20 protein-coding genes are annotated in these 23,796 nt (G+C 69.5%); 11 read left to right on the top strand and 9 right to left on the bottom strand.

What is annotated here, in order from left to right; genetic code table 11:
- Positions 1–83: 83 nt before the first annotated feature.
- The gene (locus LXT21_RS05125) at positions 84–3,182 is read right to left on the bottom strand and encodes an FtsK/SpoIIIE family DNA translocase (RefSeq protein ID WP_254036968.1); all 3,099 of its coding nucleotides are present in this window, start codon (positions 3,180–3,182) and stop codon (positions 84–86) included.
- A 179-nt stretch (positions 3,183–3,361) separates the two neighbouring features.
- Here LXT21_RS05125 and LXT21_RS05120 point away from each other — a divergent pair, with 179 nt between their 5' ends.
- The 4 genes from LXT21_RS05120 to gatB are packed head-to-tail and all read left to right on the top strand — an operon-like array spanning position 3,362 to position 6,952.
- A complete protein-coding gene (locus LXT21_RS05120; RefSeq protein WP_254036967.1) occupies positions 3,362–3,691 on the top strand; it encodes a TFIIB-type zinc ribbon-containing protein in 330 nt (109 codons plus the stop codon).
- A gap of 28 nt (positions 3,692–3,719) precedes the next feature.
- Entirely contained in the window at positions 3,720–4,007 is a 288-nt protein-coding gene (gene gatC, locus LXT21_RS05115; RefSeq protein ID WP_254036966.1) for an Asp-tRNA(Asn)/Glu-tRNA(Gln) amidotransferase subunit GatC, read from the top strand.
- 18 nt (positions 4,008–4,025) lie between these two features.
- Positions 4,026–5,492 carry an Asp-tRNA(Asn)/Glu-tRNA(Gln) amidotransferase subunit GatA gene (gene gatA / locus LXT21_RS05110; protein WP_254036965.1) on the top strand — a complete coding sequence of 489 codons (1,467 nt, stop codon included), beginning with the start codon at positions 4,026–4,028 and terminating at the stop codon, positions 5,490–5,492.
- A 20-nt stretch (positions 5,493–5,512) separates the two neighbouring features.
- On the top strand, positions 5,513–6,952 hold the full coding sequence (gene gatB / locus LXT21_RS05105) for an Asp-tRNA(Asn)/Glu-tRNA(Gln) amidotransferase subunit GatB (protein WP_254036964.1): 1,440 nt from the start codon (positions 5,513–5,515) through the stop codon (positions 6,950–6,952).
- Here gatB and LXT21_RS05100 read toward each other — a convergent pair whose 3' ends face one another.
- Positions 6,953–7,969, bottom strand: a complete 1,017-nt coding sequence (locus LXT21_RS05100; protein WP_254036963.1) for a carbon-nitrogen hydrolase family protein — start codon at positions 7,967–7,969, stop codon at positions 6,953–6,955.
- Between the two features lie 54 nt (positions 7,970–8,023).
- Entirely contained in the window at positions 8,024–8,986 is a 963-nt protein-coding gene (locus LXT21_RS05095; RefSeq protein ID WP_254036962.1) for an isopenicillin N synthase family dioxygenase, read from the bottom strand.
- Between the two features lie 277 nt (positions 8,987–9,263).
- Here LXT21_RS05095 and LXT21_RS05090 point away from each other — a divergent pair, with 277 nt between their 5' ends.
- Entirely contained in the window at positions 9,264–12,140 is a 2,877-nt protein-coding gene (locus tag LXT21_RS05090; RefSeq protein WP_254036961.1) for a serine/threonine-protein kinase, read from the top strand.
- A gap of 38 nt (positions 12,141–12,178) precedes the next feature.
- Here LXT21_RS05090 and LXT21_RS05085 read toward each other — a convergent pair whose 3' ends face one another.
- Positions 12,179–12,538: a hypothetical protein gene (locus LXT21_RS05085; RefSeq protein ID WP_254036960.1), complete on the bottom strand. Its 360-nt coding sequence runs from the start codon at positions 12,536–12,538 to the stop codon at positions 12,179–12,181.
- Between the two features lie 250 nt (positions 12,539–12,788).
- Here LXT21_RS05085 and rplU point away from each other — a divergent pair, with 250 nt between their 5' ends.
- The 6 genes from rplU to LXT21_RS05055 all read left to right on the top strand — a co-directional run bounded on the left by rplU (position 12,789) and on the right by LXT21_RS05055 (position 18,298).
- Positions 12,789–13,097, top strand: a complete 309-nt coding sequence (rplU, locus tag LXT21_RS05080) for a 50S ribosomal protein L21 (RefSeq protein ID WP_141328088.1) — start codon at positions 12,789–12,791, stop codon at positions 13,095–13,097.
- Between the two features lie 38 nt (positions 13,098–13,135).
- Positions 13,136–13,408, top strand: coding sequence for a 50S ribosomal protein L27 (gene rpmA, locus LXT21_RS05075; RefSeq protein WP_046711556.1), 273 nt, complete (start codon positions 13,136–13,138; stop codon positions 13,406–13,408).
- Positions 13,409–13,536: 128 nt separating this feature from the next.
- Positions 13,537–14,940 carry a GTPase ObgE gene (gene obgE, locus LXT21_RS05070; RefSeq protein ID WP_254036959.1) on the top strand — a complete coding sequence of 468 codons (1,404 nt, stop codon included), beginning with the start codon at positions 13,537–13,539 and terminating at the stop codon, positions 14,938–14,940.
- A gap of 4 nt (positions 14,941–14,944) precedes the next feature.
- Positions 14,945–15,625 (top strand): TrmH family RNA methyltransferase, encoded by a 681-nt coding sequence (locus LXT21_RS05065; RefSeq protein WP_254036958.1) that lies wholly within the window; start codon positions 14,945–14,947, stop codon positions 15,623–15,625.
- 77 nt (positions 15,626–15,702) lie between these two features.
- On the top strand, positions 15,703–16,560 hold the full coding sequence (locus LXT21_RS05060; protein WP_254036957.1) for a LolA family protein: 858 nt from the start codon (positions 15,703–15,705) through the stop codon (positions 16,558–16,560).
- Positions 16,561–16,570: 10 nt separating this feature from the next.
- Entirely contained in the window at positions 16,571–18,298 is a 1,728-nt protein-coding gene (locus LXT21_RS05055) for a hypothetical protein (protein WP_254036956.1), read from the top strand.
- A gap of 298 nt (positions 18,299–18,596) precedes the next feature.
- Here the strand turns inward: LXT21_RS05055 and rimO are convergent, their stop codons facing one another.
- From rimO to LXT21_RS05030, 5 genes are all read right to left on the bottom strand, one after another.
- The gene (rimO, locus tag LXT21_RS05050) at positions 18,597–19,994 is read right to left on the bottom strand and encodes a 30S ribosomal protein S12 methylthiotransferase RimO (protein WP_256571382.1); all 1,398 of its coding nucleotides are present in this window, start codon (positions 19,992–19,994) and stop codon (positions 18,597–18,599) included.
- Between the two features lie 33 nt (positions 19,995–20,027).
- Positions 20,028–21,143, bottom strand: a complete 1,116-nt coding sequence (locus LXT21_RS05045) for a DOMON domain-containing protein (protein WP_254036954.1) — start codon at positions 21,141–21,143, stop codon at positions 20,028–20,030.
- Between the two features lie 8 nt (positions 21,144–21,151).
- Positions 21,152–21,649 (bottom strand): YajQ family cyclic di-GMP-binding protein, encoded by a 498-nt coding sequence (locus LXT21_RS05040; RefSeq protein WP_254036953.1) that lies wholly within the window; start codon positions 21,647–21,649, stop codon positions 21,152–21,154.
- A gap of 24 nt (positions 21,650–21,673) precedes the next feature.
- Entirely contained in the window at positions 21,674–23,314 is a 1,641-nt protein-coding gene (locus tag LXT21_RS05035; RefSeq protein ID WP_254036952.1) for a ribonuclease J, read from the bottom strand.
- A gap of 106 nt (positions 23,315–23,420) precedes the next feature.
- A complete protein-coding gene (locus tag LXT21_RS05030; protein WP_254036951.1) occupies positions 23,421–23,795 on the bottom strand; it encodes a hypothetical protein in 375 nt (124 codons plus the stop codon).
- Position 23,796: the final 1 nt, after the last annotated feature.

Below are 23,796 nucleotides of genomic sequence, written 5' to 3'. Positions count from 1 at the left end.
CGCGTGGGGAGGGGAAACGGACAGGGGGCGCCCGGACCGAAGCCGGACACCCCCTGGGAGAACCACCTTGAGCCGCGGGTGGACTACATCGCGCCCGCGCCCGGCATGTCGCCCACCCCTCGGATGAGCACCTCGCGGGGCTTGGCGCCATCGGCGGCGCCGACGACTCCGTCTCGCTCCATGCGCTCAATCATGCGCGCGGCGCGGTTGTAGCCGATGCGCATCTTGCGCTGGAGCATGGAGATGGAGACGGCGCGCATCTCGCTGACCGTGGCGAGGGCCTGGTCGTACAGCTCGTCGGACAGCTCGTCCTCGCCGCCGCCGGACTCCACGTCCTCGTCGCGCGGCTTGAGGATGGACTCGTCGAAGACGGGCTTGCCCTGGGCCTTGAGGTGGTCCACCGCCTTCTTGATTTCCTGCTCCGACACGAAGGCGCCGTGCACGCGCTGCAGGTGCGCGCTCGTGGGCGGCATGATGAGCATGTCGCCCATGCCGAGCAGCGCCTCGGCGCCCACCGTGCCCAGAATCGTCATGGAGTCCGGCTTGGAGCGGAGCATGAAGCTGATGCGTGTGGGGAAGTTCGCCTTGATGATGCCGGTGACGACGTCCGTGGAGGGACGCTGCGTCGCGACCATCAGGTGGATGCCGGCCGCGCGAGCCATCTGCGCCAGGCGCGCCACGTATGTCTCCACCTCGCGGCTGGCGACCATCATGAGGTCCGCCAGCTCGTCGATGATGACCACGATGTAGGGCAGCTTCTTGAGTTCCTTCTTCTCCGGCTTGGACGCGGCGGCGTCCAGCGGCGCGCCCGCGTCGTCGTCCTCGGGCTCGGCCTCCACCTCGGGCACTTCCGGGGCGGCCTCGTCCTCGGCGGACACCAGCGCCTCGCGCAGGTCCTCCATGTCCTCGCGCGGCGCGGCCACGCCCAGCCCGTCCGACGCCTGGGCCGCGGGCTTGGGCTCGCCGCCCTCCAGGTCCACCACCAGGACCTTCTTGGGCTTGGACTTCTTGGGCGCGGGCTCGGCGGCGGCGAGCACCTCCTTCACCTCGGAGGCGGAGCTCTCCACCAGCTTGTTGTAGCCGGCGATGTTGCGCACGCCCGCCTCGGACAGCATCTGGTAGCGGCGCTCCATCTCCTCCACGGCCCAGCGCAGCGCGAGCGCCGCCTTCTTCGGGTCCGTCACCACGGGCAAGAGCAGGTGCGGGATGCCCTCGTACACGGAGAGCTCCAGCATCTTCGGGTCCACCATGATGAAGCGGACCTCCTCCGGCGTCGACTTCAGGAGGATGCTCATGATCATCGAGTTGACGGCCACCGACTTGCCCGAGCCGGTGGTGCCGGCGATGAGCAGGTGCGGCGCCTTGGCCAGGTCGAAGACGTACGGCATGCCTTCGATGTCCTTGCCCACGCACATGGTCAGCTTGCTGGGACCCTTGAGGAACGCGTCCTGCTCGGCGATCTCCTTGAGATAGACGGTCTCACGGTCCTTGTTCGGCACCTCGATGCCCACCACGCCCTTGCCGGGGATGGGGGCGACGATGCGAACGCGCATCGCCTCCATGGCCATGGCCAGGTCGTCGGCGAGCGCGGCAATCTTGCTCACCTTGATGCCAGGGCCCGGCAGGAACTCGTACATGGTGACGACGGGGCCGGGGCGGATCTCCACCACCTCGCCGACGATGCCGAAGTCGGCCAGCTTCGCGCGCAGCTTCTCCGCCGTGGACAGGAACGCGTCCTTGTCCAGCTCCGAGCGCTCCTTCTTGTCGTACTCGAGCACGTCGAGCGGCGGCAGCGAGAAGCTCTTGCGGTCACCCACGAACTCGAACTGGTCCTGGGTCTTCTTCACGGTGGGCTTGGGCGGCGCCTTGGGCTCCACGATGAGCGGCATGCGCGCCAGGGCGGACGCGGCCTGGGCCGGTGCGGGCTGGGGCGCCGCGGCCTGCGGAGGCTGGGGCAGGGAGATGACGGGCGCCGGGGCCACGGGCTCGGTGGACTCGGGCAGCGCGGCGATGGGCGCGGCGGGGCCGGTGACGATGTTCGGCGTCTTGCGGCGGCCGCGCGGAGGCTCCACGCCCTCGGGGACGATGGGGGGCGCGGAGTGGGGCTGGGGCGCCAGGAACGACGCGGCCCAGGCCGGGTCCGCGCCGGGAGCGGGGCGCTTCTCCGCGATGCGCGGCAGCATCCTCTCGGCGGGCGCGGGCGGCGAGGACGTGGGCGGCAGCGAGTCCGTGTCCTCGGGCAGGGGCAGGGCCTTGCGCGTCTGCTTCTCCAGCTTCTCCTTCTCGCGAGACTCCTTGAGGGCCAGCTTCGCGGCGACGGCCTGCTCCTTCTCGTTCTGGCGGGCCAGGCGCACGGCCTCCTCGGCCATGGCCTCCGCTTCGGCGGCCTCGGCCTCCTCGGCGGCGCGCTCGGCCTCGGCGAGCTCCTCCTCGTCCGCCTCGATTTGCGCGAGGAAGGCGGCCTCCTCGAGCTTCTCCTCCGCGGCGCGCTCCTGGCGGGCCTTGTAGGCGACCTTCTGCTGCTCCCAGAAGGCCTCGGCGGCATCGGAGACGCGGCGGCCCAGCACGCTCAGTCCGGCCCACACCAGCGAGCACAGCTTGAAGAACGTGTACTGGGTGCCGACGATGAGCGCCGCCGCGCTGATGGCGGTGACGAGGATGACGGTGCCGACGGTGGAGAACAGCCCCTCCATGACGCCGCCCAGGCTCGCGCCCAGCGCGCCACCGGGCGGATGCGCCCAGCCCTTGTCGCCCGCGAAGATGAGCTGCGCCAGCACGGCCACGCTCGCCGTCAGCAGGACGAGGCTGACGATTTGCGGCCCGCGCTTGCGCTCGCGGCTGCCCACGAAGAGCACCATCGCGGCGTAGACGCCTCCCGCGGGCGCCAGGTAGGCGCACACGCCGAGCATCCCCCGCAGGGTCTCCGCGATGAGGTGGCCCATGGGGCCCACCGCGTTGCGGAAGCCTGGTCCGACCCGGTCATGGGCGTCGAACGTGGCCACCGACAACAATGACAGCAGGGACGCCGCCAGCAGGAAGACACCGGTGATGGCTCGGGCCGTCGTTCCGTCACCGCCCTCGACCCCCGCCTTGCGCCGTTTGTCCGCGAGCGCCTTGCGACGCGTCGCGATCTCCTGCCGGGACAGCACTGCCTTCTCCGCCCGACCCTTCTTCGCCGTCATGACCTTCTTCCCTCTGCGCGTCTCAGCCGCGTAGCGGGCTGTAGCAATGCCCGCGACGAGTGTAGGGAGGGAGGGGGTCCGGTCAATTTTCCGGCTGCCGGACAGGGGGCCTACATTTCGGCTGCGCGTTGCACCAGAGGGGGTATGGTGCCGCCACGATTTCCTGGAGGTACATCGCCATGGCAGACAACGACAAGCCGTCCTCGAGCGAGGAGGAGTACTTCGCCCGCGAGGAGATTGAGAAGAAGCGCAAGCTGGCGCTCCAGCAGGCCGCCGACACGGCCCAGGCCCAGCGCGACGAGCTCAAGAAGCTCCACTGGATGAAGTGCCCCAAGTGCGGCATGGACCTGCAGACGCTCAAGCAGGGCAAGGTCGAGCTGGAGACGTGCTTCAACTGCGGCGGAGTCTTCCTGGACGCCGGCGAGCTGGACCAGCTGCTCGCGCAGCACGGGCACGAGGGTGGCGGCAAGGTGATGGGCGCCATCCTGAACCTCTTCAAGAAGAAGTAGACCCGAGGTCCCAGGGAGGTCTGTTGGCATGGCCCTCACGCTCGAGCAGGTGCGACACGTGGCCACCCTGGCGCGGCTGGCGCTGACTCCTGAAGAGGAGCAGCGCATGGCCACGCAGCTGTCGGCGGTGTTGGACGCGGTGGCGCAGTTGCAGACCCTGGATGTGGGGGACGTGGCGCCCACCTCGCATGCCACGCTCACGGCCTCGCTGCTTCGCGAGGACGTGACGCGGCCCTCCCTGCCGCCGGAGAAGGTGCTGGCCAACGCCCCGGCGAAGTCGGGGACCTCCTTCGCGGTGCCGAAAATCATCGAGTAGCCGGAGGGGTTCCACGTCATGCAGCTGACGGACCTGACGATGCTGGAGCTCGCGCGGAAGCTGGACGCGGGCGAGGTGTCCTCCGTCGAGGCCACCTGTGCGTGCCTGGCGCGCATCCAACAGGTGGACCCGCGGATTCGCGCCTTCTTGCGCGTGGACGAGCAGGGCGCGCTGGCGTCCGCGGAGGCGAGTGACGCCCGCAGGCGCGCGGGCACCCCGGCGAGCCCGTTGGACGGCGTGCCGGTGGGCCTCAAGGATTTGTTCCTCACCGAGGGCGTGGAGACGACCGCCGGCTCGCGCGTGCTGGAGGGCTTCGTGCCGCCGCTGGACGCGACGGTGGTGCGGCTCTTGAAGGAAGCGGGCCTGCCGCTGGTCGGCAAGCTGAACCTGGACGAGTTCGCGATGGGCTCCTCGAACGAGTCCAGCGCGTACCACCCCACGCACAACCCCTGGGACGTGACGCGCACGCCGGGAGGCTCCTCGGGAGGCTCGGCGGCGGCGGTGGCGGCGCGCGAGGTGTTCGGCGCGCTGGGCACGGACACGGGCGGCTCCATCCGCCAGCCCGCGGCCTTCACCAACACGGTGGGGCTCAAGCCCACGTACGGGCGGGTGTCCCGCTACGGCGTCATCGCGTATGCGTCGTCGCTGGACCAGCCGGGGCCCATGACGCGCACGGTGTCGGACGCGGCGGCGCTGTTGCAGGTCATCGCGCGGCACGACCCGCTGGACGCGACGAGCGCGCCAGCGAAGACGCCGGACTACTCGGCGGAGCTGGAGGGCGGGGTGCGCGGGCTGAGGCTGGGCGTGCCGCGCGAGTACTTCGCCGAAGGGATGGACCCGGAGGTGGAGGCCGCCGTCCGCGCGGCGCTCGCCGAGTACGAGCGACTGGGCGCGACGCTGGTGGACGTGTCGCTGCCACATACCCAGTACGCGCTGGCCACGTACTACCTCATCGCGCCCGCCGAGGCGTCCAGCAACCTGGCGCGCTACGACGGCATCCGCTACGGCCTGCGCGCGAAGGACGCACGCGGGCTCAAGGAGCTGTACGCGCAGACGCGCGAGCGGGGCTTCGGGCCGGAGGTGAAGCGCCGCATCATGCTGGGCACGTATGCGCTGTCCGCCGGCTACTACGACGCCTACTACCTGCGCGCGCAGAAGGTCCGTACGCTCATCCGTGAGGACTTCACCCAGGCCTTCAAGGGTGTGGACGCGCTGGTGGCCCCCATCTCCCCCGTGGCGCCGTTCAAGCTGGGGGAGAAGGTGGATGACCCGCTGTCCATGTACCTGATGGACGTCTACACGCTGCCCTGCAACCTGGCGGGCATCCCTGGCCTGTCGGTGCCCTGTGGCTTCACGAAGGCGGGGCTTCCGGTGGGGTTGCAGGTGTTGGGGCGGGCCTTCGACGAGGCCCTGCTGCTGCGCATCGCTCGGGCCTTCGAGCGTGAGCACGACTTCTTCCGCCGCCTCGCGCCTGTCGAGGCGTAGGGCCGCCTGGTGACACCGCCATGCCCGTGAGCGATTTCCAGCCCGTCATCGGCCTCGAGGTCCACGCGCAGCTCCGGACGCAGTCCAAGATTTTCTGTGGCTGCTCCACCGCGTTCGGCGCCGAGCCCAACCGCAACACCTGTCCGGTGTGCCTGGGCATGCCGGGCGTGCTGCCCGTGCTCAACGAGCGCGTGGTGGACTTCGCCATCCGCGCGGGGCTCGCGCTGGAGTGCCGCGTCAACGCCAGGAGCGTGTGGAGCCGGAAGAACTACTTCTATCCGGACCTGCCCAAGGGCTACCAGATTACGCAGTACGACCTGCCCATCTGTGAGTTCGGGCGCCTGGCCATCGAGACGCCGCGGGGTGAGAAGGTCATCCGCGTCCGGCGCATCCACATGGAGGAGGACGCGGGCAAGAGCGTGCACGACGGGGATGGGGGCCAGAGCCTGGTGGACTTGAACCGGGCGGGCGTGCCGCTGATTGAGATTGTCAGCGACCCGGACCTGCGCGACGCGGACGAGGCGGTGGAGTACCTCAAGGCGCTGCGCGACATCCTCGTGTACCTGGGCGTCAACGACGGGAACCTGGAGGAGGGCAGCTTCCGCTGCGACGCCAACGTGTCGGTGATGCCCAAGGGCTCCGACACGTTCGGCCAGCGCTGCGAGCTGAAGAACCTCAACTCGTTCCGCTTCGTGAAGCAGGCCATCGAGTACGAGATTGCCCGGCAGGTGGACGTCATCGAGTCCGGCGGGAAGGTGGACCAGGAGACGCGGCTGTGGGACCCGAACAAGGGAGTCTCACGCTCGATGCGCAGCAAGGAGGACGCGCACGACTACCGGTACTTCCCGGAGCCGGACCTGCCGCCGCTGCACGTGACGACCGAGGTCGTCGAGGCGGTGGGTAGGTCACTGCCCGAGCTGCCGCGCGCGAAGGTCCAGCGGTTCGTGAGTCAGTACGGGCTGCCCGCGTACGACGCGCGCCTCCTCACCACGGAGCGCCCGCTCGCAGACTTCTTCGAGGCGTGTGCCCAGCGCTATCCGGACGCGAAGAAGCTCTCCAACTGGTTCCAGGGCGAGTTGCTGCGGCTGCTCAAGGAGTCGGGCACCACCGTGGGCGAGGTGCGCTTCACGCCCGCGCAGCTCGCGGAGTTGCTGACCCTGGTGGACCAGGGCACGGTGTCCGGCAACGCGGGCAAGGACGTGCTCGGGGAGATGTTCCGCACGGGCCGCCCGCCCGCGGACATCGTCGCGGAGAAGGGCCTGGCGCAGGTGAGCGACACGGGCGCCATCGAGGCGGTGGTGGACGACATCCTCGCGAAGAACCTGGGCGAGGTGGAGAAGTACCGCGCGGGCAAGAAGCAGGTGTTCGGCTTCTTCGTGGGCCAGGTGATGCGCGCCATGAAGGGCAAGGGCAACCCCGCGCTCGTGAATGACTTGCTGAAGAAGAAGCTCGGCGACTGATTACGCGGGGCACGCGGGGACGAGCGCGTGAAGCACTTCATCGGCGAGTGAAGGCTCCGCGCGTGCGAGGACGCGTGTGGCGCCCCCGTCCGTGCGCTCGACGATGAGCGAGGGCGCTTCGAAGCGCTGGTCGAACAGCTCACCCGAGAGCTGCGCCGTCACGGTGTAGCGGACGTGACGCAGGGCTGGCAGTTGCCCGAGGAGTCCCTCGTCGAGTGAGCGTTCATCCCAGGCTCCTGGATGCGCGGAGGGATGGGCGACCACCTGTGCGCGCCATGCGTCCAGGTACTGCGCGCACGGCACGAACCAGGGCTCCTTCGACGTGCGAGGTCTCGCGGCACCATCGTATCCGAGCAGCGTCCCCAGTCTGCCGAACGGCGTGGCGACGAGGGTCAGGTCCTCGGGTCGACCCGGGCTGAGGCGCAGGGTGTCCTCGCTGGAAGGCAGGAGGTTCACCTTGCGCGCCGTGGCCACGCGGACACCCTCGGGGGAGAAGGTGTGGCTGGTGTTGAAGATGCGCGCGCCTCGGGGTTCGAAGTCCGGGCCGTCGGCGGTCAATCGGTTGTCGGGGAGGAACGCGCTGCCCGCGACGACCCACAGGCCGAAGTCCCGGGCGATGGCGGAGAAGGTCTCGTGCATCACGCGGTGCACCCGGGACGCGAGCGTGGCGTGCAGGCACTCCACCATCGTCGGAGGATGCAGCTCCTTCCACGTGTGCCACACGTCCCACCACTCCGCGCGCGCCACCCTTCGCAGCGCGCTTCTCACCGTCGTGTGGCGATGCACTCGCCGCACGTGGCCCAACAGCTCCAGCGGCGCGCCCACCCACTCGGGCCAGACGGCGAGGGCGGGATGGCGCGGACGCCCTGCCTCATCGCGGGTCCGCAGAAGGTCCACCCGCTCGGCGAGCGCGCGGTGTCTCGCGGCGAAGGTGGACGGGGAGGTGTAGTCCTCCAGCGCGACGCGCGGCTGGAGGGCGAACAGCTCCACATGCGTGGGCAGGCGTGCTTCGTCCACGAGAGCATCCAGGGGCCGGTGTGACGCGCGCGTCGGACACCGGGCGGTGAGGGGCTACTTGATGAGGCCGTTCTCGCGCAGGCGCTGCTGCAGGAAGGCGCCGGCGGTGATGGGGCCGTGTCGGGCGGGGTTCTCCGGTGTCTGGGTGCAGGGCAGGGGCTCCAGCACGCAGTCGGAGTAGGGGTGCACGAAGAAGGGCAGCGAGTAGCGGACGGTGTCCTCGTCCGCGCTCTTCGGGTTCACCACCCGGTGCGTGGTGGCGGGGATGACCTCGTTCGTCACGCGGCTGAGCATGTCGCCCGAGTCCACGACAATCTGCCCGCGCAGCGTGTCCACCGGCAGCCACTCTCCATCGCGCGTGAGCAACTCCAGGCCGGACGCGGTGCCCTCGCACAGCAGGGTGATGAGGTTGATGTCCTCGTGCTCGGCGGCGCGCACGCCTCCGGGGATGAAGCGCTCCTTCAGGGGCGGGTAATGGATGAGGCGCAGCACGGAGTTGCCATCCGTGGCCATGCCGCTGAACGTCTCGCGCGCCACGCCGAAGAACTCGGCCAGGGCGTGGAGCATCACGCTCGCGGCGCCGTCCAGTTCGCGGAAGAGGGCGAGCGTGTGCTCGCGGAACGAGGTCACCTCGCCGGGCCACACGTTGGCGCCGTAGTGCTTCAGGTACGGGTGGCCTTCGGGCAGCTCGCGGCCCACGTGCCAGAACTCCTTCAGGTCCCCCACCTTGCGGTCCTTCGCGTGCTCCTTGCCGAAGCCCGTGTAGCCGCGCTGACCGGCGAGCTCCGGCACCGCGTAGCGCGTCTTCACGTCCTCGGGGAGCTGGAAGAGCTTCTCGATGTCCGAGTAGGTGCGGCGGATGAGGCCGTCGTCGATGCCATGTCCCACCACGGAGACGAAGCCGAACTCACGCAGGCCCTCGCCGAAGACTTGGACGAAGCGGGCTCGCTCGGTGGGCGTTCCGGTGCGGTAGTGGGACAGGTCGACGAGGGGGATGCGACGTGAGGTTCCGGACATGGGCGCCGCACTCTAATCGAGCGTGATGGATTGTCGGCACCTTCAGCGTCCGCCGGAGGACCGTCTCCTGGCACCGCGGCACGAGAGGCCACTTCGCCAGCCGACATCACCGGAGGCCGGCAGTGGCCTCGCGTGGACGTGAATGTCCAGATTAGCTGGGCAGGCCCGGGGGAGTGGCATGGCCCAGGAGAGCAGCGCTGATGCGTGCGAGGCGTGCGGCCACCGACATGGGTCGGCGTCGTCATGCTCGACGCTGGTCCGAGCCGAAGGCGAGAGTGTGCCCGCCCGGCCCCGCTGTTCGTCCGTCTCCGTGGAGGTGGACCCGCTGGTGGGCACGAAGCTGGGGAGCTTCCGGCTGGTGCGCCGGCTGGGCCGCGGGGGGATGGGCGCGGTGTACCTGGGCGAGCACGTCTCCATCGGCAGCCGGGTGGCGGTGAAGGTGCTGCACGAGCACCTGGCGACGTACCCGGAGCTGGTGCAGCGCTTCCACGCGGAGGCTCGGGCCGTGAATGTCATTGGCCACGAGAACATCGTCAGCATCTTCGACCTGAACGCGGGGCCGCCCAGGCCGTACCTCATCATGGAGTACCTGGATGGGGCGCCCTTGTCCGCGTGGGTGGGCACGCCGCTGCCGGCGCCCGCGGTGGTGTCGGTGCTCTCGCAGGTGTGCGACGCGCTGCAGGCCGCGCACCTGAGTGGCATCGTCCATCGGGACCTGAAGCCGGACAATGTCTTCCTGGTGCGGCGCGGGCGGGGCACGCCGTTCGTGAAGGTGCTCGACTTCGGCATCGCGAAGCTGGCGGACGCGAACATGCCGCAGACCCACGCGGGCATCATCGTGGGCACGCCCGAGTACATGGCGCCCGAGCAGTCCCTGAGTCGACGCGTGGATGGGCGCGCGGACCTGTATGCGCTGGGGGTGCTCGCGTATCAGCTGGTGACGGGGCGGCTGCCGTTCGAGGACGAGGGGCTGACGGCGCAGTTGGTGGCGCATCAGATGCGGGCGCCTCCGCCGCCCCGGTCCGTGCACGCGGCGGTGCCCGCGGCGTTGGAGCGGGTCATCCTGCGCGCGCTCGCGAAGACACCGGAGGAGCGGTACGCGACGGCGGCCATCCTGCGCGCGGCGCTGGAGGGAGCGCTGGCCGAGGAGCTCCATGCCCGATCGCGGCAGGCACGGCCCGTGGAGCCTGGTGTCCGAGCTCGGAGTGCTCCCGCGCCCGTGGCGGGTCCGGGGCCTGTGGCGGGTGAGGGGAGGAATGCTCCTCCTGTCCCCGTGATGATGGAGACGGACCTGCCCGCGCCTGTGTCGAACGGGAACGTGTCGCCGCGACAGGCCCGGCCCGTGGAGCGTGTGAATCCGCCTGGGGCACGGGACGAAGAGCTGCGTCCATCGCCGCCGGGACTCGTGTCCGCGATGGGCGAGGTGCTGCCTCCCGGGGCGATGTCCGGAGGACTGCGCTCGTCTCCGCGCGCTCAGGTGTCTCAGCCGAGGGCGTCGGGGGCTGCTTCGCGTCCGTCTCCGCCCATGCCAGTTCAATCGCCGATGGAGGCGATGCCTCTGGGAGTTGGGTCGCGTCGGTCTCCGCCGGTGCCAGTTCAATCGTCGATGGGGGCCATGCCCCTGGGCGTTAGGTCGCGTCCGTCTCCGCCGGAGCCAGTTCAATCGCCCATCGGAGCGAAGCCGTCAGAGGCGGGGGGCCTGGTGCCTGCGCCTATGTCGCTTCGGCCATCCGTTGATGCACGACCGCAGGAGGCTCGTCGTCCTTCTCCTTCTCAACAAGGACAGGCTCGGCCGCCCCTCGACGTGAAACCAGCAGCCGTCGCGTCCGAGGTCTATCCGTCGGGCTCGGCCCGTCCAGGAAGCGGAGAGATTCCGAAGGAGGCTCGTCGTCCGTCGTCTCAGAGCGGCCCGCCGCGAGTGTCCGATGTTGCTCCCACCGGGAGCCCTTCATCGAACAGACGCGATGCTCCAGTTCCCGGGACACCGAACAGCAGTGCGCCACCAACGCCGGCCGCTTCGTCTGCATCCGGACGGAGCGTGCCTCCCGCACCGGCGCCGAAGAGTGTCGCGTCGTCGGAGGACCTCGTCGCGCCCTGGTCCCCAGTCCCGAATCTGGCATCCCGAAACTGGGGCGCCGCCATCCAGAACGCCTCGAGCGTCCTGCCTCCGGTCCTCGACCCCGCCGCCGACGGAGTCCTGCCCGGCTCCAACGACATCCCACCGACCACCGCCCGGCCGCGCACGGTGGAGCTCCTTGTTCGCGCCGTGCTGCGCCCCGGCGAGACACCGGTCTGGCTGGCCGGGTCCGACCTGTCCCGCGGTGGATTGTTCCTGCGCAGCGATGGCCTGCTGCCGCCATTGTTCGCGCGACTGCCGCTCGTGCTGGAGCTGGAGTCGGGCCCGCAGTCCGTCGTCTGCGAGGTGGTGCGCCATGTGCCCGCGGAGCAGGCCCAGGTCTGGGGCATGCCCACCGGCTTCGGTGTCCAGTTCGTCGAGGCCACCCTGGCCCTCAAGTCCTCTGTCGACGCGCTCCTGCGCGCCGGCCCTGGCCGACGTGCCGCTCCGCCCGCATCCACGCCCGCTGACGACAAGGAGGCCGCCCAGGTGCTGGAGGCCTACCGGGCCCGCTTGACGGGGGACCACTACGCCGTGCTCGCCATCCCGCCCGACCTGGACATGGGCTCTCTGCGCAGGTGCACCCGGGAGGCACGGGGCACCCTCGAGTCACTGCGACAGCGTCCCCTGTCACCCGCGCAGTCCCTGCTGCTCGACTCGGTGCTCGCCCGGCTGCACGAAGCAGGGGAGGTGCTGGGCACCGTGACGCAGCGGGCGCTCTACGACGCCTGGCGGGGCAACCACCGGGGCGTCGCTCGCTGCCTGGAGGCAGGCCTCACGTCCGAGCAACTCGAGTCACTCCGGCGCGAGTTCCTCACCCGGCGGCCCCAGTCCGCGGGCATGGCGCGCGTGCACTACCTGTCCGGCTCCGCCCTGGAGCGCGAGGGCCAGCTCGCCCGCGCCCTGGAGACCTACGAGCGGGGCCTTGCCCTGGACCCGCTGGAGTCGAGCCTCCACCACCGCTACCGCAGCGTCCGTCGTGCGCTGGACGCCCGGGGCGTCGCCGAGCCCTCGAACGAGAGAGCCCGGCCTCCCTGAGGGGAGCCGGGCCCGGTGCCGCCAGTTCGGGAGGCGAGCTACCCGCCAGCCGCCGCGGCGCACGCGGCGCTCAGGCCCGCCGCCTGCTGGAAGCAGGCGCTGAACTGATCGACCCACTCCATCTCGGCGCCCACCCGGCAATCGGGCAGGTCCTGGATGCAGTCCGCCACGTCCTTCAGGCGGTCCTTGTCGCTGTCCGAACAGTCCTTCAACGCGTCCTCGCACCGGCCCTTGTCGAAGTCCTCCTCGTCCATCCCCGTGTCGGTTCCACAGGCCTCCGTCTTGTCGTTCACCGCCCGGCTCGCGTCGGCCAGGTCGTCGCAGGCGCTATCGCTGCCGCAGCCGACGCCGAACAAAAGGGTGCCGGCGGCCACCAGGCCGTACATGAGTTTCTTCATTGTGGAATTCCCCCCGGGGGTTGATGGTAGGACGGTGTGAGGCCGGGCTTTTTCGGCCGGACCATCAGGTAGGGGCGCCTGGGAGCGGGGGCAATCTGCACCGCCGGACGAGATGATCCAGCATCCGTCTTGACTCCCCAGGGCATCTCCCGTAAATCCGGCCGTCCTTTGCGCTAGGGCGGCCCGTCCGTCCGAAATGCGCGGCCGATTCCACGGGTTGACCCAACCCGAAGCTGACAGGGGTTAGACGATGTACGCAGTGATTCGCACGGGCGGAAAGCAGTATCGCGTCGCCGAGGGCGATGTCCTCCGGATCGAGAAGATCGCCGGCGACATCGGGGCCGAGGTGTCCTTCACCGACATTCTCCTGCTGGGCGGTACGGACAGCCCGAAGGTGGGCCAGCCGACGGTCTCCGGCGCTCGCGTCGTGGGCAAGGTCCTGGCGCAGGACAAGCACCGCCGCGTCCTCCACTTCCGCAAGGAGAAGGAGGGTTGGACCCGTCGCCGTGGCCACCGTCAGCCGTATACCGAGGTGAAGGTCACCTCCATCTCCGGCTAGTCCGGACGGTTTCACCTCAACTTCAGGAGCAAGGTGTCATGGCCCATAAAAAAGGTCAGGGTTCTTCGCGCAATGGTCGCGATTCCAATCCGCAGTACCGCGGCGTGAAGGTGTACGGAGGCCAGGAGGTCTCGGCCGGCAGCATCCTGGTTCGCCAGGTCGGCACCGTCATCCACGCGGGCGCGAACGTGAAGCTCGGCCGCGACTACACCCTCTATTCGGTGGTGGACGGCGTGGTGAAGTACGAGCGCCTGGGCCGCGACCGCAAGAAGGTCTCGGTCTACCCGGCCGCTGAGCAGCCCAGCGCCTGACGGTTTCCCGGCCCCCTCGAGGGCCGGTCGCCGCGCGGCATCCACGAGCGGGTCGCTTCTCCCGTCCCCGCGCCCTTGGGCGCACAGGACGTGAGGCGGCCCGCTCTGCGTTTTTCAGGAGAGCTTTCATGAAGTTCGTCGACGAGGTCCGCATCTTCGTGAAGGCGGGCGATGGCGGTAACGGCTGTGTCTCCTTCCGCCGTGAGAAGTTCATCGAGCGCGGTGGTCCCAACGGCGGTGATGGCGGCAACGGTGGCTCCATCATCTTCGTGGCTGATCCGCAGCTGACCACGCTGCTCGACTATCGCTACCAGCAGCACCACCGGGCGAAGAGCGGCGAGCACGGCATGGGCAACGACTGTAACGGTCGTGCCGCCGAGGACATGATCCTCAAGGTGCCGGTCGGCACGCTCGTGAAGGACCACGCCACCGAGGAGCTGCTGGTGGACCTGAGCCAGCCGGGGCAGGTCTGGGAGGCGGCGAAGGGCGGGCGGGGCGGCCTGGGCAACATGAACTTCGCGACCTCGACGCGGCAGACGCCGCGCTTCGCCCAGGACGGGACGAAGGGTGAGGAGTTCACGCTGCGGCTGGAGCTGAAGCTCCTGGCCGACGTGGGCCTGTTGGGCTTCCCCAACGCGGGCAAGAGCACGTTCATCTCGCGGGTGAGCCGGGCGCGGCCGAAGATCGCCGACTACCCGTTCACCACGCTGGCCCCCAACCTGGGCATGGTCCAGTACAAAGACCACCTGTCGTTCGTGATGGCGGACATCCCCGGCATCATCGAGGGCGCCAGCGAGGGCGTGGGCCTGGGCCACCAGTTCCTGCGGCACGTGGAGCGATGCAAGGTGTTGATCCACCTCATCGACATGGGCGCGGAGGGCGAGGGCCGCGAGCCGCTGCACGACTTCGACGTGCTCAACCGGGAGCTGGAGAAGTACAGCGAGGATCTCTCGGGGCGGCCCCAGGTCGTCGCGGCGAACAAGCAGGACCTGCCGGACGCGCAGGAGCGGCTGGGGCCCTTCACGGAGGCCCTGCGTGAGCGCGGCATCCGCGTGTTCCCTGTGTCGTGCGCCACGGGCGAGGGGATGCAGGCGCTGATGGACGCGGTGGCGGAGGTGCTGTTCACGGGCCGCACCGACAAGATCCACGTGGAGGCGCCGCCTCGGGCCAAGGGCGCGAAGAAGTCCGTGGCCTCCATGGCCAAGGCGACCATCGCTGCGGTGCGCGAGGCGTTCTCGGGCGACGAGTCCCGGAACTCGAAGAAGGCCCCGGCGAAGAAGTCCGCGGCGAAGAGCGCGAAGGCGCCGGCGAAGAAGTCGGCCACGAAGAGCACGAAGGCGTCCGCCACGAAGAAGCCCACGGCGAAGAAGTCGGCCACGAAGAGCACGAAGGCTCCGGCGAAGAAGTCCGCGGCGAAGAGCGCGAAGGCTCCCGCCAGGAAGAGCGTGAAGAAGTCGGCCGCGAAGAAGGCCCCGGCGAAGAAGTCGGCGGCGAAGAAGGCCCCGGCGAAGAAGTCGGGCGGGAGGCGCTGATCCGATGTCTGGTGGTGGCCCTCGCTACGAGCGCTTCGAGAAGGACAAGCTGGATCCCGAGCAGTTCCTTCTCGACGTGCGCAAGGAGAAGATCGACCGCGTCGTCAGTCAGCGCACGCGCAACTTCACGGTGGTCCTGGACCGACTCGAGGACAGCTTCAACATGGCCGCGGTGCTGCGCACCTGCGAGTCCATGGGCGTCCAGGAGGTCCACGTCGTCATCAACCCGGAGGCCCCCTTCCTGCCGAACTCGAGGGTGGCCCAGGGCTGTGACAAGTGGCTGGACGTGAAGCTGTACAAGTCCTTCGCCGAGTGCCGCGAGCACCTGAAGTCGCGGGGCTTCCTGCTGTACGCCTCGGCCATCCGCGAGGGCGCCACCAGCCTCTACTCGCTGCGCTTCGACCAGAAGGTGGCCATCGTCCTCGGCAACGAGCGCTACGGCGTCAGCGACGACGTGCTCAACGCCGTGGACGGCACCTTCTGGGTCCCGATGAAGGGCTTCAGTCAGAGCCTCAACATCTCCGCGGCCGCCTCGGCGTGCATCAGCCGGGCGATTGCCTGGCGGGACGAGCACCTGGAAGGCGGCTCGGGGGACCTGCCGCCCGAGGAGGCGCAGGCCCTGCGTGAGCGCTTCTACGTGCTGGCCATCAAACAGAGGAAGCGGCTCTTCAAGAAGCAGCCATGAATGCCGGCCCCCCGGGGCGCGTCGGTATGGGGTAGATGGACGCCGGGGGCCTACCTGCCCTCCTGGAGACGCACGCCATGTTCCTGGAAACCCTGCTCGCCACGCTCCTGTCCGCGCAAGCCGTGCCGCAGTCCGCCGCTCCCGCCCCGGCCGCCACGGTGGCCCAGGGGGCTCCCGCGGGCGCTGGAAAGCCCCTGGTGACGCCGTCCGAGGCGGCGAAGACTCCGGCGCCCTCGGGGGTGAACCCGGCCGCTCCCGCGCAGGCGCCTGGCAAGCCGGCCACGCCGCCCGCGCCGGCCTCCGAGACGAAGCCCGCCGCGAAGCCGGCCACGCCGATGACGCCCGAGGTGAAGACGCTCGTCGACCGGATGCAGGCGTTCTACGAGAAGACGGGCGACTTCCGGGCGGGCTTCAAGCAGGACTACAAGTACAAGACCTTCCGCCGGACGCAGTCGTCCGAGGGCGTCGTCACGTACAAGAAGCCGGGGCTGATGCGGTGGGAGTATCAGACGCCCTCCGCGCGCACCTTCGTGCTGGCCGGCAACAAGGTCTACGCGTACGACCCCGCGGCCCAGTCGCTCACGGTGGCCAGCGTGGACACCAGCCAGCTGTCCGCGTCCGTGACGTTCCTCTTCGGCCAGGGGCGGCTCGCGGACGAGTTCGCCATCACCAAGGGCGCGTGCAAGGACTGCAAGGGCACGCTGCTGGTGTTGAACCCGCTGAAGGACGAGCCGCGCTTCAAGCAGGTCCGCCTGGAGGTGGACCCCGCGTCGGCCCAGGTGCTGAAGAGCACGGTGGTGGATCCGGACGGCAGCGAGAACACCATCTCCTTCGTGAACCTGAAGACGAACGTGGGTCTGGCTGCGGACAGCTTCAAGCTGGATGTCCCGGACGACACGCGCGTGGATGACTTCACCAAGCAGAAGAAGCAGTAACCTGCACGCCGTGCGCGGCGCGTTCCTGCTCTGGCTGTGTCTGGGTGTGGTGGGCTCGGGATGTCACCGGGAGGTGGCATCCGGCCCGTCGTCGCGGACCGAGGGGCTGGTGGGCCGCACGTTGCCGCTGTTGGCCTCGCCCGCGCTGAGGCTCACGGTGGCGGGGAAGCTGGGGACGCGGACGGTGCCCGTCGTCCTGGACGTCGCGCGGCCCCTGTCGATGGTCTCGCAGGAGTGCTTCGAGGGCGGCCTCCCTCCGCCCGAGGGCACGGTGCGCGCGCCCGAAATCGCCGGTGGGTTCCGCGCCTGGCCGGTGGTGCCGCTGCCCGCGCTCACGGTGAGCGGTGCCCTGGTGCCGCTGCGCACGGCGGGCGTGTCCGGGGAGAAGCCCTGCTCGGTGACGCTGGGCTCGGACGTGCTGGAGCCCTACGCGCTCACGGTGGAGCCGCTGCGTCGCGAGGTGACCTTCACGGCCTCGCGTTCACGGGCGGCGTATGTGGCGGAGACCTCCGCGTCGGATGCGGCGTGGGAGGTCCACCGCGTGGAGCTCAGCCGCGAGCCGGTGGGGGACTGGCCGCTCCTGGCCGCGCGGGTGGCGCAGGGCGAGGCGGAGCTCACGGGCCCGTTCGTGTTGTCGACGCGGGAGCCCTTCTCGCGCATCGCCCTGGGGCCCGCGGAGGCGCAGGGCCTGCAGCCGCTGGAGACGGCGGCGAACCTGCCTCCACGGACCTTCGCGGTGGACTCGGTGGATGTGGCGGAGGGCGTGGGTGTCCGGCCCCTCGTCGTCGAGGCGGCGGGGCGATGGGATTCACCGAGCAGCCTGGGTCGACTGGGCCCGGATGTCTGGGGGCGCTTCACGGCGACGCTGGACGCGAAGGGCGGGGTGCTGGTGCTGCGCAGGCCTCGGGTGCTCGCGTCCGAGGCTTCGGGACCGGTGGGTGCCGAGGCGCTTGTTCCGGGCGATGTGGAGGGCGTGGGGCGGCATCAGGGCGCATCTCCCGAGTCGAGCAGCGCATCGTCGGGCGACGCTCGTACGGCCACGTCCTCGATGATGGCACCGGGAGTTGGAGGTCCAGCGGAGGGGGCTCGTGACTCCGCCCCTGCCGCCACGAAGCCTGGGGCAGAAGCCTCATCGTCGGATGACTCGCGGGCCACTTCGCCCCAGGCGCCAGGTCCTGGACCCTCGGGGCAAGGCGCCACGCAGGGAGCACCGTCCTCGCAGCTGACGCCGCGTCAGCGTTGCTCGGATGCACACGGTGTCTTCAGCGAGGAGGCCTGTTACGGGCTCCACGTGCGCCGCGAACCGGACGGGACGGTCTCCGTGGTGGGCGCGGTGTTCCGAGACCTCCCCGAGGGAGGCAGGGTGCATCTGGAGCTGGTCGGCGCGGAGGGGCAGCGCCTGGAGTCGGGCTGCGCGGTGGGCCTGAGCTTCCCGGCCACCAGCCGAGGTCTCACGACGCAGCACCGTCTGCCCTGGCCTTCACTGGCGCAGTCGCTACCCGCGTGCCACGCGGCGCTCACGCAGGCGAAGGACTTCCGGCTGTCCCTCTACGAGGAAGCCCGTCAGCCCGAGTGTCCCACGGCGTGCGCGTTCGTCACCGAGACGTCCTCGCGCCGCACGGTGTGTGAGTGCCAGCCCACGCCGCTTGGAGAGGGCGTCGCGGCCCCATCCCGCAAGAAGACCTCGCGCGAGCCACCGCCCGAAGAGCGCGAGCTGGAGCCCGAAGACCCGCGGTAGTCGCCCGGCGGCTCACCTGCCACGGAGTCATGCTTTCGCGAGTGGGCGCGGCGCTGGCCTGTGTGGAGGAAACGGGTCGAGTAAGGGCTGCGGCGGCCTCGCGGGGATGCGGTGATTTGGAAGAGCGAGGCTCCTTCCGGTCACCACGTCCTGCCTCGGGGCCACGTCGCGAGTACCGCACGCTGCTCCAAGGGCCGCGATGCCGAGGAGCCACGCTCCTTCCAGGCACCGCATCCAGCAAGACAACCAGAGACTCCCGGGCCACGTCGCGAAACGCGCGGCCCGGGATGCCTCGGGACTACTCCAGCCGCGTCACGGGCCGGGGCGCGGGCACCACCGGCACAGGGGCCGGGTGTGCGTCACGCGCCACGTGCTGACACTGCTTCGGGTCCGGACGCTCCACCACGCGCGCCACCAGGTCGTAGTCGTGCGCCTCCGTCACCTCCACGGTGACGAGCTCACCCGGATACGCCAGGCCGTCGTTGATGTAGACCAGACCGTCGATCTCTGGCGCCTGACCCTGGTGGCGACCCACCAGCAGGTGCTCCGTCTCCGGCGCCGGGCCCTCCACCAGGACCTCCAGCCGCTTGCCCACGAGCTTCTTGTTCTGCTCGCGGTTGATGCGCTTCTGGATGGCCATCACCTCGCGCCACCGGCGCTCGATGATCTTCTGCGGCACCTTGTCGGGCAAATCGAACGCCGCCGTGCCCTCCTCGTCGGAGTACTGGAAGACGCCCAGGCGCTCGAAGCGCTGCGTCTTCACGAACTCCTTCAGCATCTCGAAGTCTTCCTCCGTCTCACCCGGCAGGCCCACGATGAGCGACGTGCGCATCACCAGCCCCGGCACGCGCTCACGCAGCTTGGTGAGCAGCCCCTTGAGGAACTCCGAGTTGCGGCCACGCTTCATCGACAGGAGCAGCTTGTCGCTGACGTGCTGCACCGGCATGTCCAGGTAGCGGGCAATCTTCGGCTCCGCCGCCATCACGTCGATGAGCTCGTCCGGGAACACGCGCGGGTAGGCGTAGTGCAGGCGGATCCACCGCACGTCCACCTTCACCAGCGCCTTGAGCAAGTCGTGCAGCTTCGGGCGGCCCGGCAAGTCGTGCCCGTACGCGGTGAGGTCCTGCGCGACGAGGTTCAGCTCCTGCACGCCGCTGTCCGCCAGCCGCTTCGCCTCGATGACGATGTCGTCGATGGTCCGGGAGCGCTGCCCGCCGCGCAGCGTGGGGATGATGCAGAACGCGCAGGCGTTGTCACAGCCCTCGGACACCTTGAGGTAGGCCGTGTACTTCGGCATCGAGTTGATGCGCGGCGTGTCCGAGTCGTGGATGTAGTCGGGGTCCGGAATCACCTGACGGGGCGACGCCTCGGCCGCCAGCAGGTCGCCAATCTGGGCGTACGCGCTGGTGCCCAGGAAGTGGTCCACCTCCGGCATCTCCTTCGCCAGCTCCTCGCCGTAGCGCTGGGACAGACAGCCCGTCACCACCAGCGTGCTGCAGCTCCCCGACTTCTTCAGCTCGGCCATCTCCAGGATGGAGTCCACCGACTCCTGCTTGGCCGGACCGATGAAGGCGCACGTGTTGACGACGATGACCTGTGCCTCCGCGGCCTCCTGGACCAGCGTGTAGCCGCGGTGCTTCAGCGTGCCGAGCATCACCTCGGAGTCCACCCGGTTCTTCGGGCAGCCGAGGGTCATCATGTACAGGCTCTTGGTGGTTTCCACTGCGGTCTACCTGCTTCCCAGTTCGGTTCGCGTGAAGTGGTCCCCACTCCAAACGAAGTTCATCATCGCGCCGTTCGAGTAACGGATGGTCAGCCCGTCCTCTTCGTCCAGCTCCACCGAGGACGCACGCCCCAGCGCGCAGGTGGCGGCCGGCCACTCGAGCACCCGTCGGGCCGTCTTCCCCGTCACGAGGTAGAGCCCCATCCGCAGCTCCGTCTCGGCGTCGCATTGACCCGCGACGGCGTATGGATTCTTCCCCGAGAGCACCGTCACGAAGGACAGCTCGCCTGTCAGGCTGAGGGACTCGGGGACATTCACGTTCACCGACTTGGGGTCCACGGGCTTGCCCACCACCAGCTCGCGCAGCGACTCGGGGGACAGCTCCTCGTCCCCCTGCGCCCAGGCCGGGTAGCTGAGCAGGTCCCACCCCAGCCAGCCGGTGGCCGCGGGCTCCAGCGCCGTCACGCTCTCGGGCGGCTTGAGCTTGAGCGCCTTGCGCGGCTCGTCCGGCAGCCGTAGCGCCTCGCCCACCATGGTGCCGCTCTGGCAGTTGGAGACCGGCACGCCCTTGCCCTCGCCGTCCTGGTCCTCGTAGGTGATGCACACGTCCATCACCATCGGGTCGATGGCGGGGAAGCGCGGCAGCGCGCGCACCGGCACCGCCGCCACCAGCGACAGCGTGGTGCCTCGGCGCTCCACCGCCCCGTTCACCTTCTGCTGGGCGAACTCCGGCGTGCCGCTGGTCGTGCCCGAGGCCCGCTTGCCGTCGAAGCCGAAGCGCCACGTGTAGCCCGTCGTCAGAGGGCCCGTGTCCGGGAAGTAGATGGACAGCGTGACGGTGTCACCCGCGAGCAGCTGGTCGTCCTTGGCGTCCACGCCCACGTAGAGCGTGTCCTTGCGGAAGCCCACCTTGGCGGTGAACGACGCGCTGGAGCCCGCCACGTCCGTGGACTTGAGCGTCAGCGGCGAGGCGAAGCCCTTCAGGCCGCCCTGCAGCTTCGGCGGCTTGGGCATGGAGGGCACCAGCTTGGACGGCCGGGGCGGGGGGAGGGCTTCGTCCTGCGCGGAGGCAACGGCCGGGACACAGAGCAGACAGCAGAGGGACAGGGCAGCGACTCGCATGGCTTCTATCAATCGCGGAAGTTGGTGAACTGCATGTCCAGCTTCATTCGGTCCTGCTCCTTGCGGAACAGGGCGATGGCGGCCTGGAGGTCGTCCCGGTTCTTCCCGGTGACTCGCAGCTGGTCGGCTTGGATGGAGCCCTGCACCTTCATCTTCGAATCCTTGAGGAGCTTCACCAGCTCCTTGGACTTCTCCACCGGGATGCCCTGCTGGAGCTTGATGACCTGCTTCACGTTGTGCAGGCCCGTCTTCTCGATGTCGCCGTAGTCGAGCGCATTCAAGCTGATGTTGCGCTTGGCCAGCTTCGCCAGCAGGACGACCTTGGCGGCCTTGACGTGGTCCTCGCTGTTGGCCTTCACCGTGATGGCCGTGTTGTCCGGGGCGATGACTACGTCCGCCTGCGCACCCTGGAAGTCATAGCGGGTGCTGAGCTCCTTCTTGGTCTGGTTGACCGCGTTGTCGAGCTCGGCGATGTCGATTTTCGAGACGACGTCGAACGAGGGCATGGGCAACAGCGGCGCTTAACACACCTACACCCTGACGACCATGGGCACCACCAGGGGGCGCTTGGAGCTGTACAGCCGGAACGCACGGCGCACCACCCGGGTGAGTTCCTCTCGCACCAGGGCGTCGTCGCCCCGCAGCTGGACGGACAGCTCCTCGAAGAGCGCCCGGGCATCCTGGGCCACCCGGGGCAGCAGCACCTGTTCATCCAGCGACAGGCCCTGGCCCGACAGCTGGGGGCCTCCCACCAGTTGCTGCGTGCCCCGCTGCAGCACCACGACGGCGGCCACCAGTCCCGTCTCCGACAGGCGGACCCGCTCGTGGAGTGTGTCCGGCGTCACCATGCCACCCCCGAAGCGGTCCTTGAAGATGCGCCCGGAGGGCACGCTCCCGGTGAACCGGCCCAGGCCGTCCTCGAAGCTCACGACGTCGCCGTCCTGGGTCAAGAGGCACTGCGCGGGCTCCAGGCCAGCCTCGCGGGCGGTGGCCAGGTGTCGGTGCAGGTGGCGCCCCTCGCCGTGGACGGGGATGAAGTGGCGCGGGCGCACCAGCTCCAGCACGCGCTGCTGTTGGGGACGGCTGGCGTGGCCGGACACATGGACGCCGGGTTCCACCTGGGCGTACACGACCTTCGCGCCCCGCCAGTGCAGCTGGTCGATCAACGCCCCCACGCCGCGCTCATTGCCGGGGATGGGGCGGGAGCTGAGGACCACCAGATCTCCAGGGCCCACCTTCAGCGGTCCATCACCGGAGGCGAGCTGCGACAGGCCCGCGCGAGGCTCTCCCTGCGCGCCGGTGGTGAGCACGAGCACGCGCTGCGCGGGCAAGAGCGGCACCGTGTCCAGGTGGACGAAGAGCGAGTCGGGCACGTCCAGGTAGCCCAGCTGCCGCGCCATCTCCACGTTGCGCTGCATGCTGCGGCCCTGCAGGGCCACCTTGCGCCCCAGCCTCTCGGCGAGCGCCAGGAGGTGCCGCACGCGGTGCAGGTTGGAGGAGAACAGGGCCACGACGATGCGGCCGGTGGCGCCCTGGAACAGGCGCTCGAAGGTCTGCTCCACCACGCGCTCGCTGCCGGTCTCCTCCGTCAGCTCGGAGTTGGTGGAGTCCGACAGCAGGCACAGTACGCCCTCCTCGCCGGCCTCGCCCCAGCGCTCCAGGTCCGTGCGCAGCCCGTCGATGGGGTCGGGGTCCAGCTTGAAGTCGCCGGTGTGGATGAAGGTGCCTTCGGGCGTGCGGATGATGAAGCCCACCGCGTCCGGCACGGTGTGCGTGACGCGGCTGGCCTCCACCTTGAACATGGTGCCGACGTCGAAGGGCTCGCGCGGCTCGATTTCGCGCAGGTCCGCCTCCACGCCCAGCTCGTCCAGCCGGTGGCGCGCCATGGCCAGCGTGAAGCGCGTGCCATAGACGGGCACATTCACTTCGCCCAGCAGGTAGGGGAGCGCGCCCAGGTGGTCTTCGTGGCCGTGCGTGAGCACCACGCCCTTGAGGCAGGCGGCGTTCTGCTTCAGGTGGGTGAAGTCCGGGATGATGATGTCGACGCCGGGCATCCCCTCGGAGGGGAACATCAGGCCCGCGTCGATGAGCAGCATCTCCCCGTTGCAGGCGATGACCAGGGAGTTGAGGCCGATTTCTCCCAGGCCGCCCAGGGGAATGACTTGAAGCATTTGGGGGAGTCTAAGGACTCACCCCGTCTCGCGCGGTGGAAAGTTTCGCCGGGACGTGCCGGAGGGGCTTGGCGGACCCCACCCGCGAACCTGGACGGTGGGAGGGCTAGGAGAGGCGGACGGGCAGGCCGCAGCCGCAGGGCGACGCGGACCGGGTGGAGGCGCTGGTGCCGAAGATGTCCGGGGAGTGCACCCAGGGCTTCTGGCGGGTGCCGTTCCAGGGCTCCAGGTTCGTGCGAGGCATCCAGGGCCTGAGTGGAAGCCCCTTGGGTGGCTTCCGAGGCCCCTGGCCCGACAGGCGGATGGGGAGCCCCGCGCCCTCCTGCCTGAGCCCTTCGAACTTGTCGCGGCGGGGATGGGAGCCATCCGTCTTTCCAGACGGGGGACGGGGCGACTCGGGGCGCGCCGGCGCGGTGGACCTCGAGGTGGCCAGGCGAGGACCCATCCTGGCGGCGGACTTCGACGGCTTGTCGATGCTCATG

Source organism: Myxococcus guangdongensis (assembly GCF_024198255.1).
GTDB classification, from domain to species: Bacteria; Myxococcota; Myxococcia; order Myxococcales; family Myxococcaceae; genus Myxococcus; species Myxococcus guangdongensis.
This window is presented reverse-complemented; position numbering and strand designations above follow the sequence as displayed.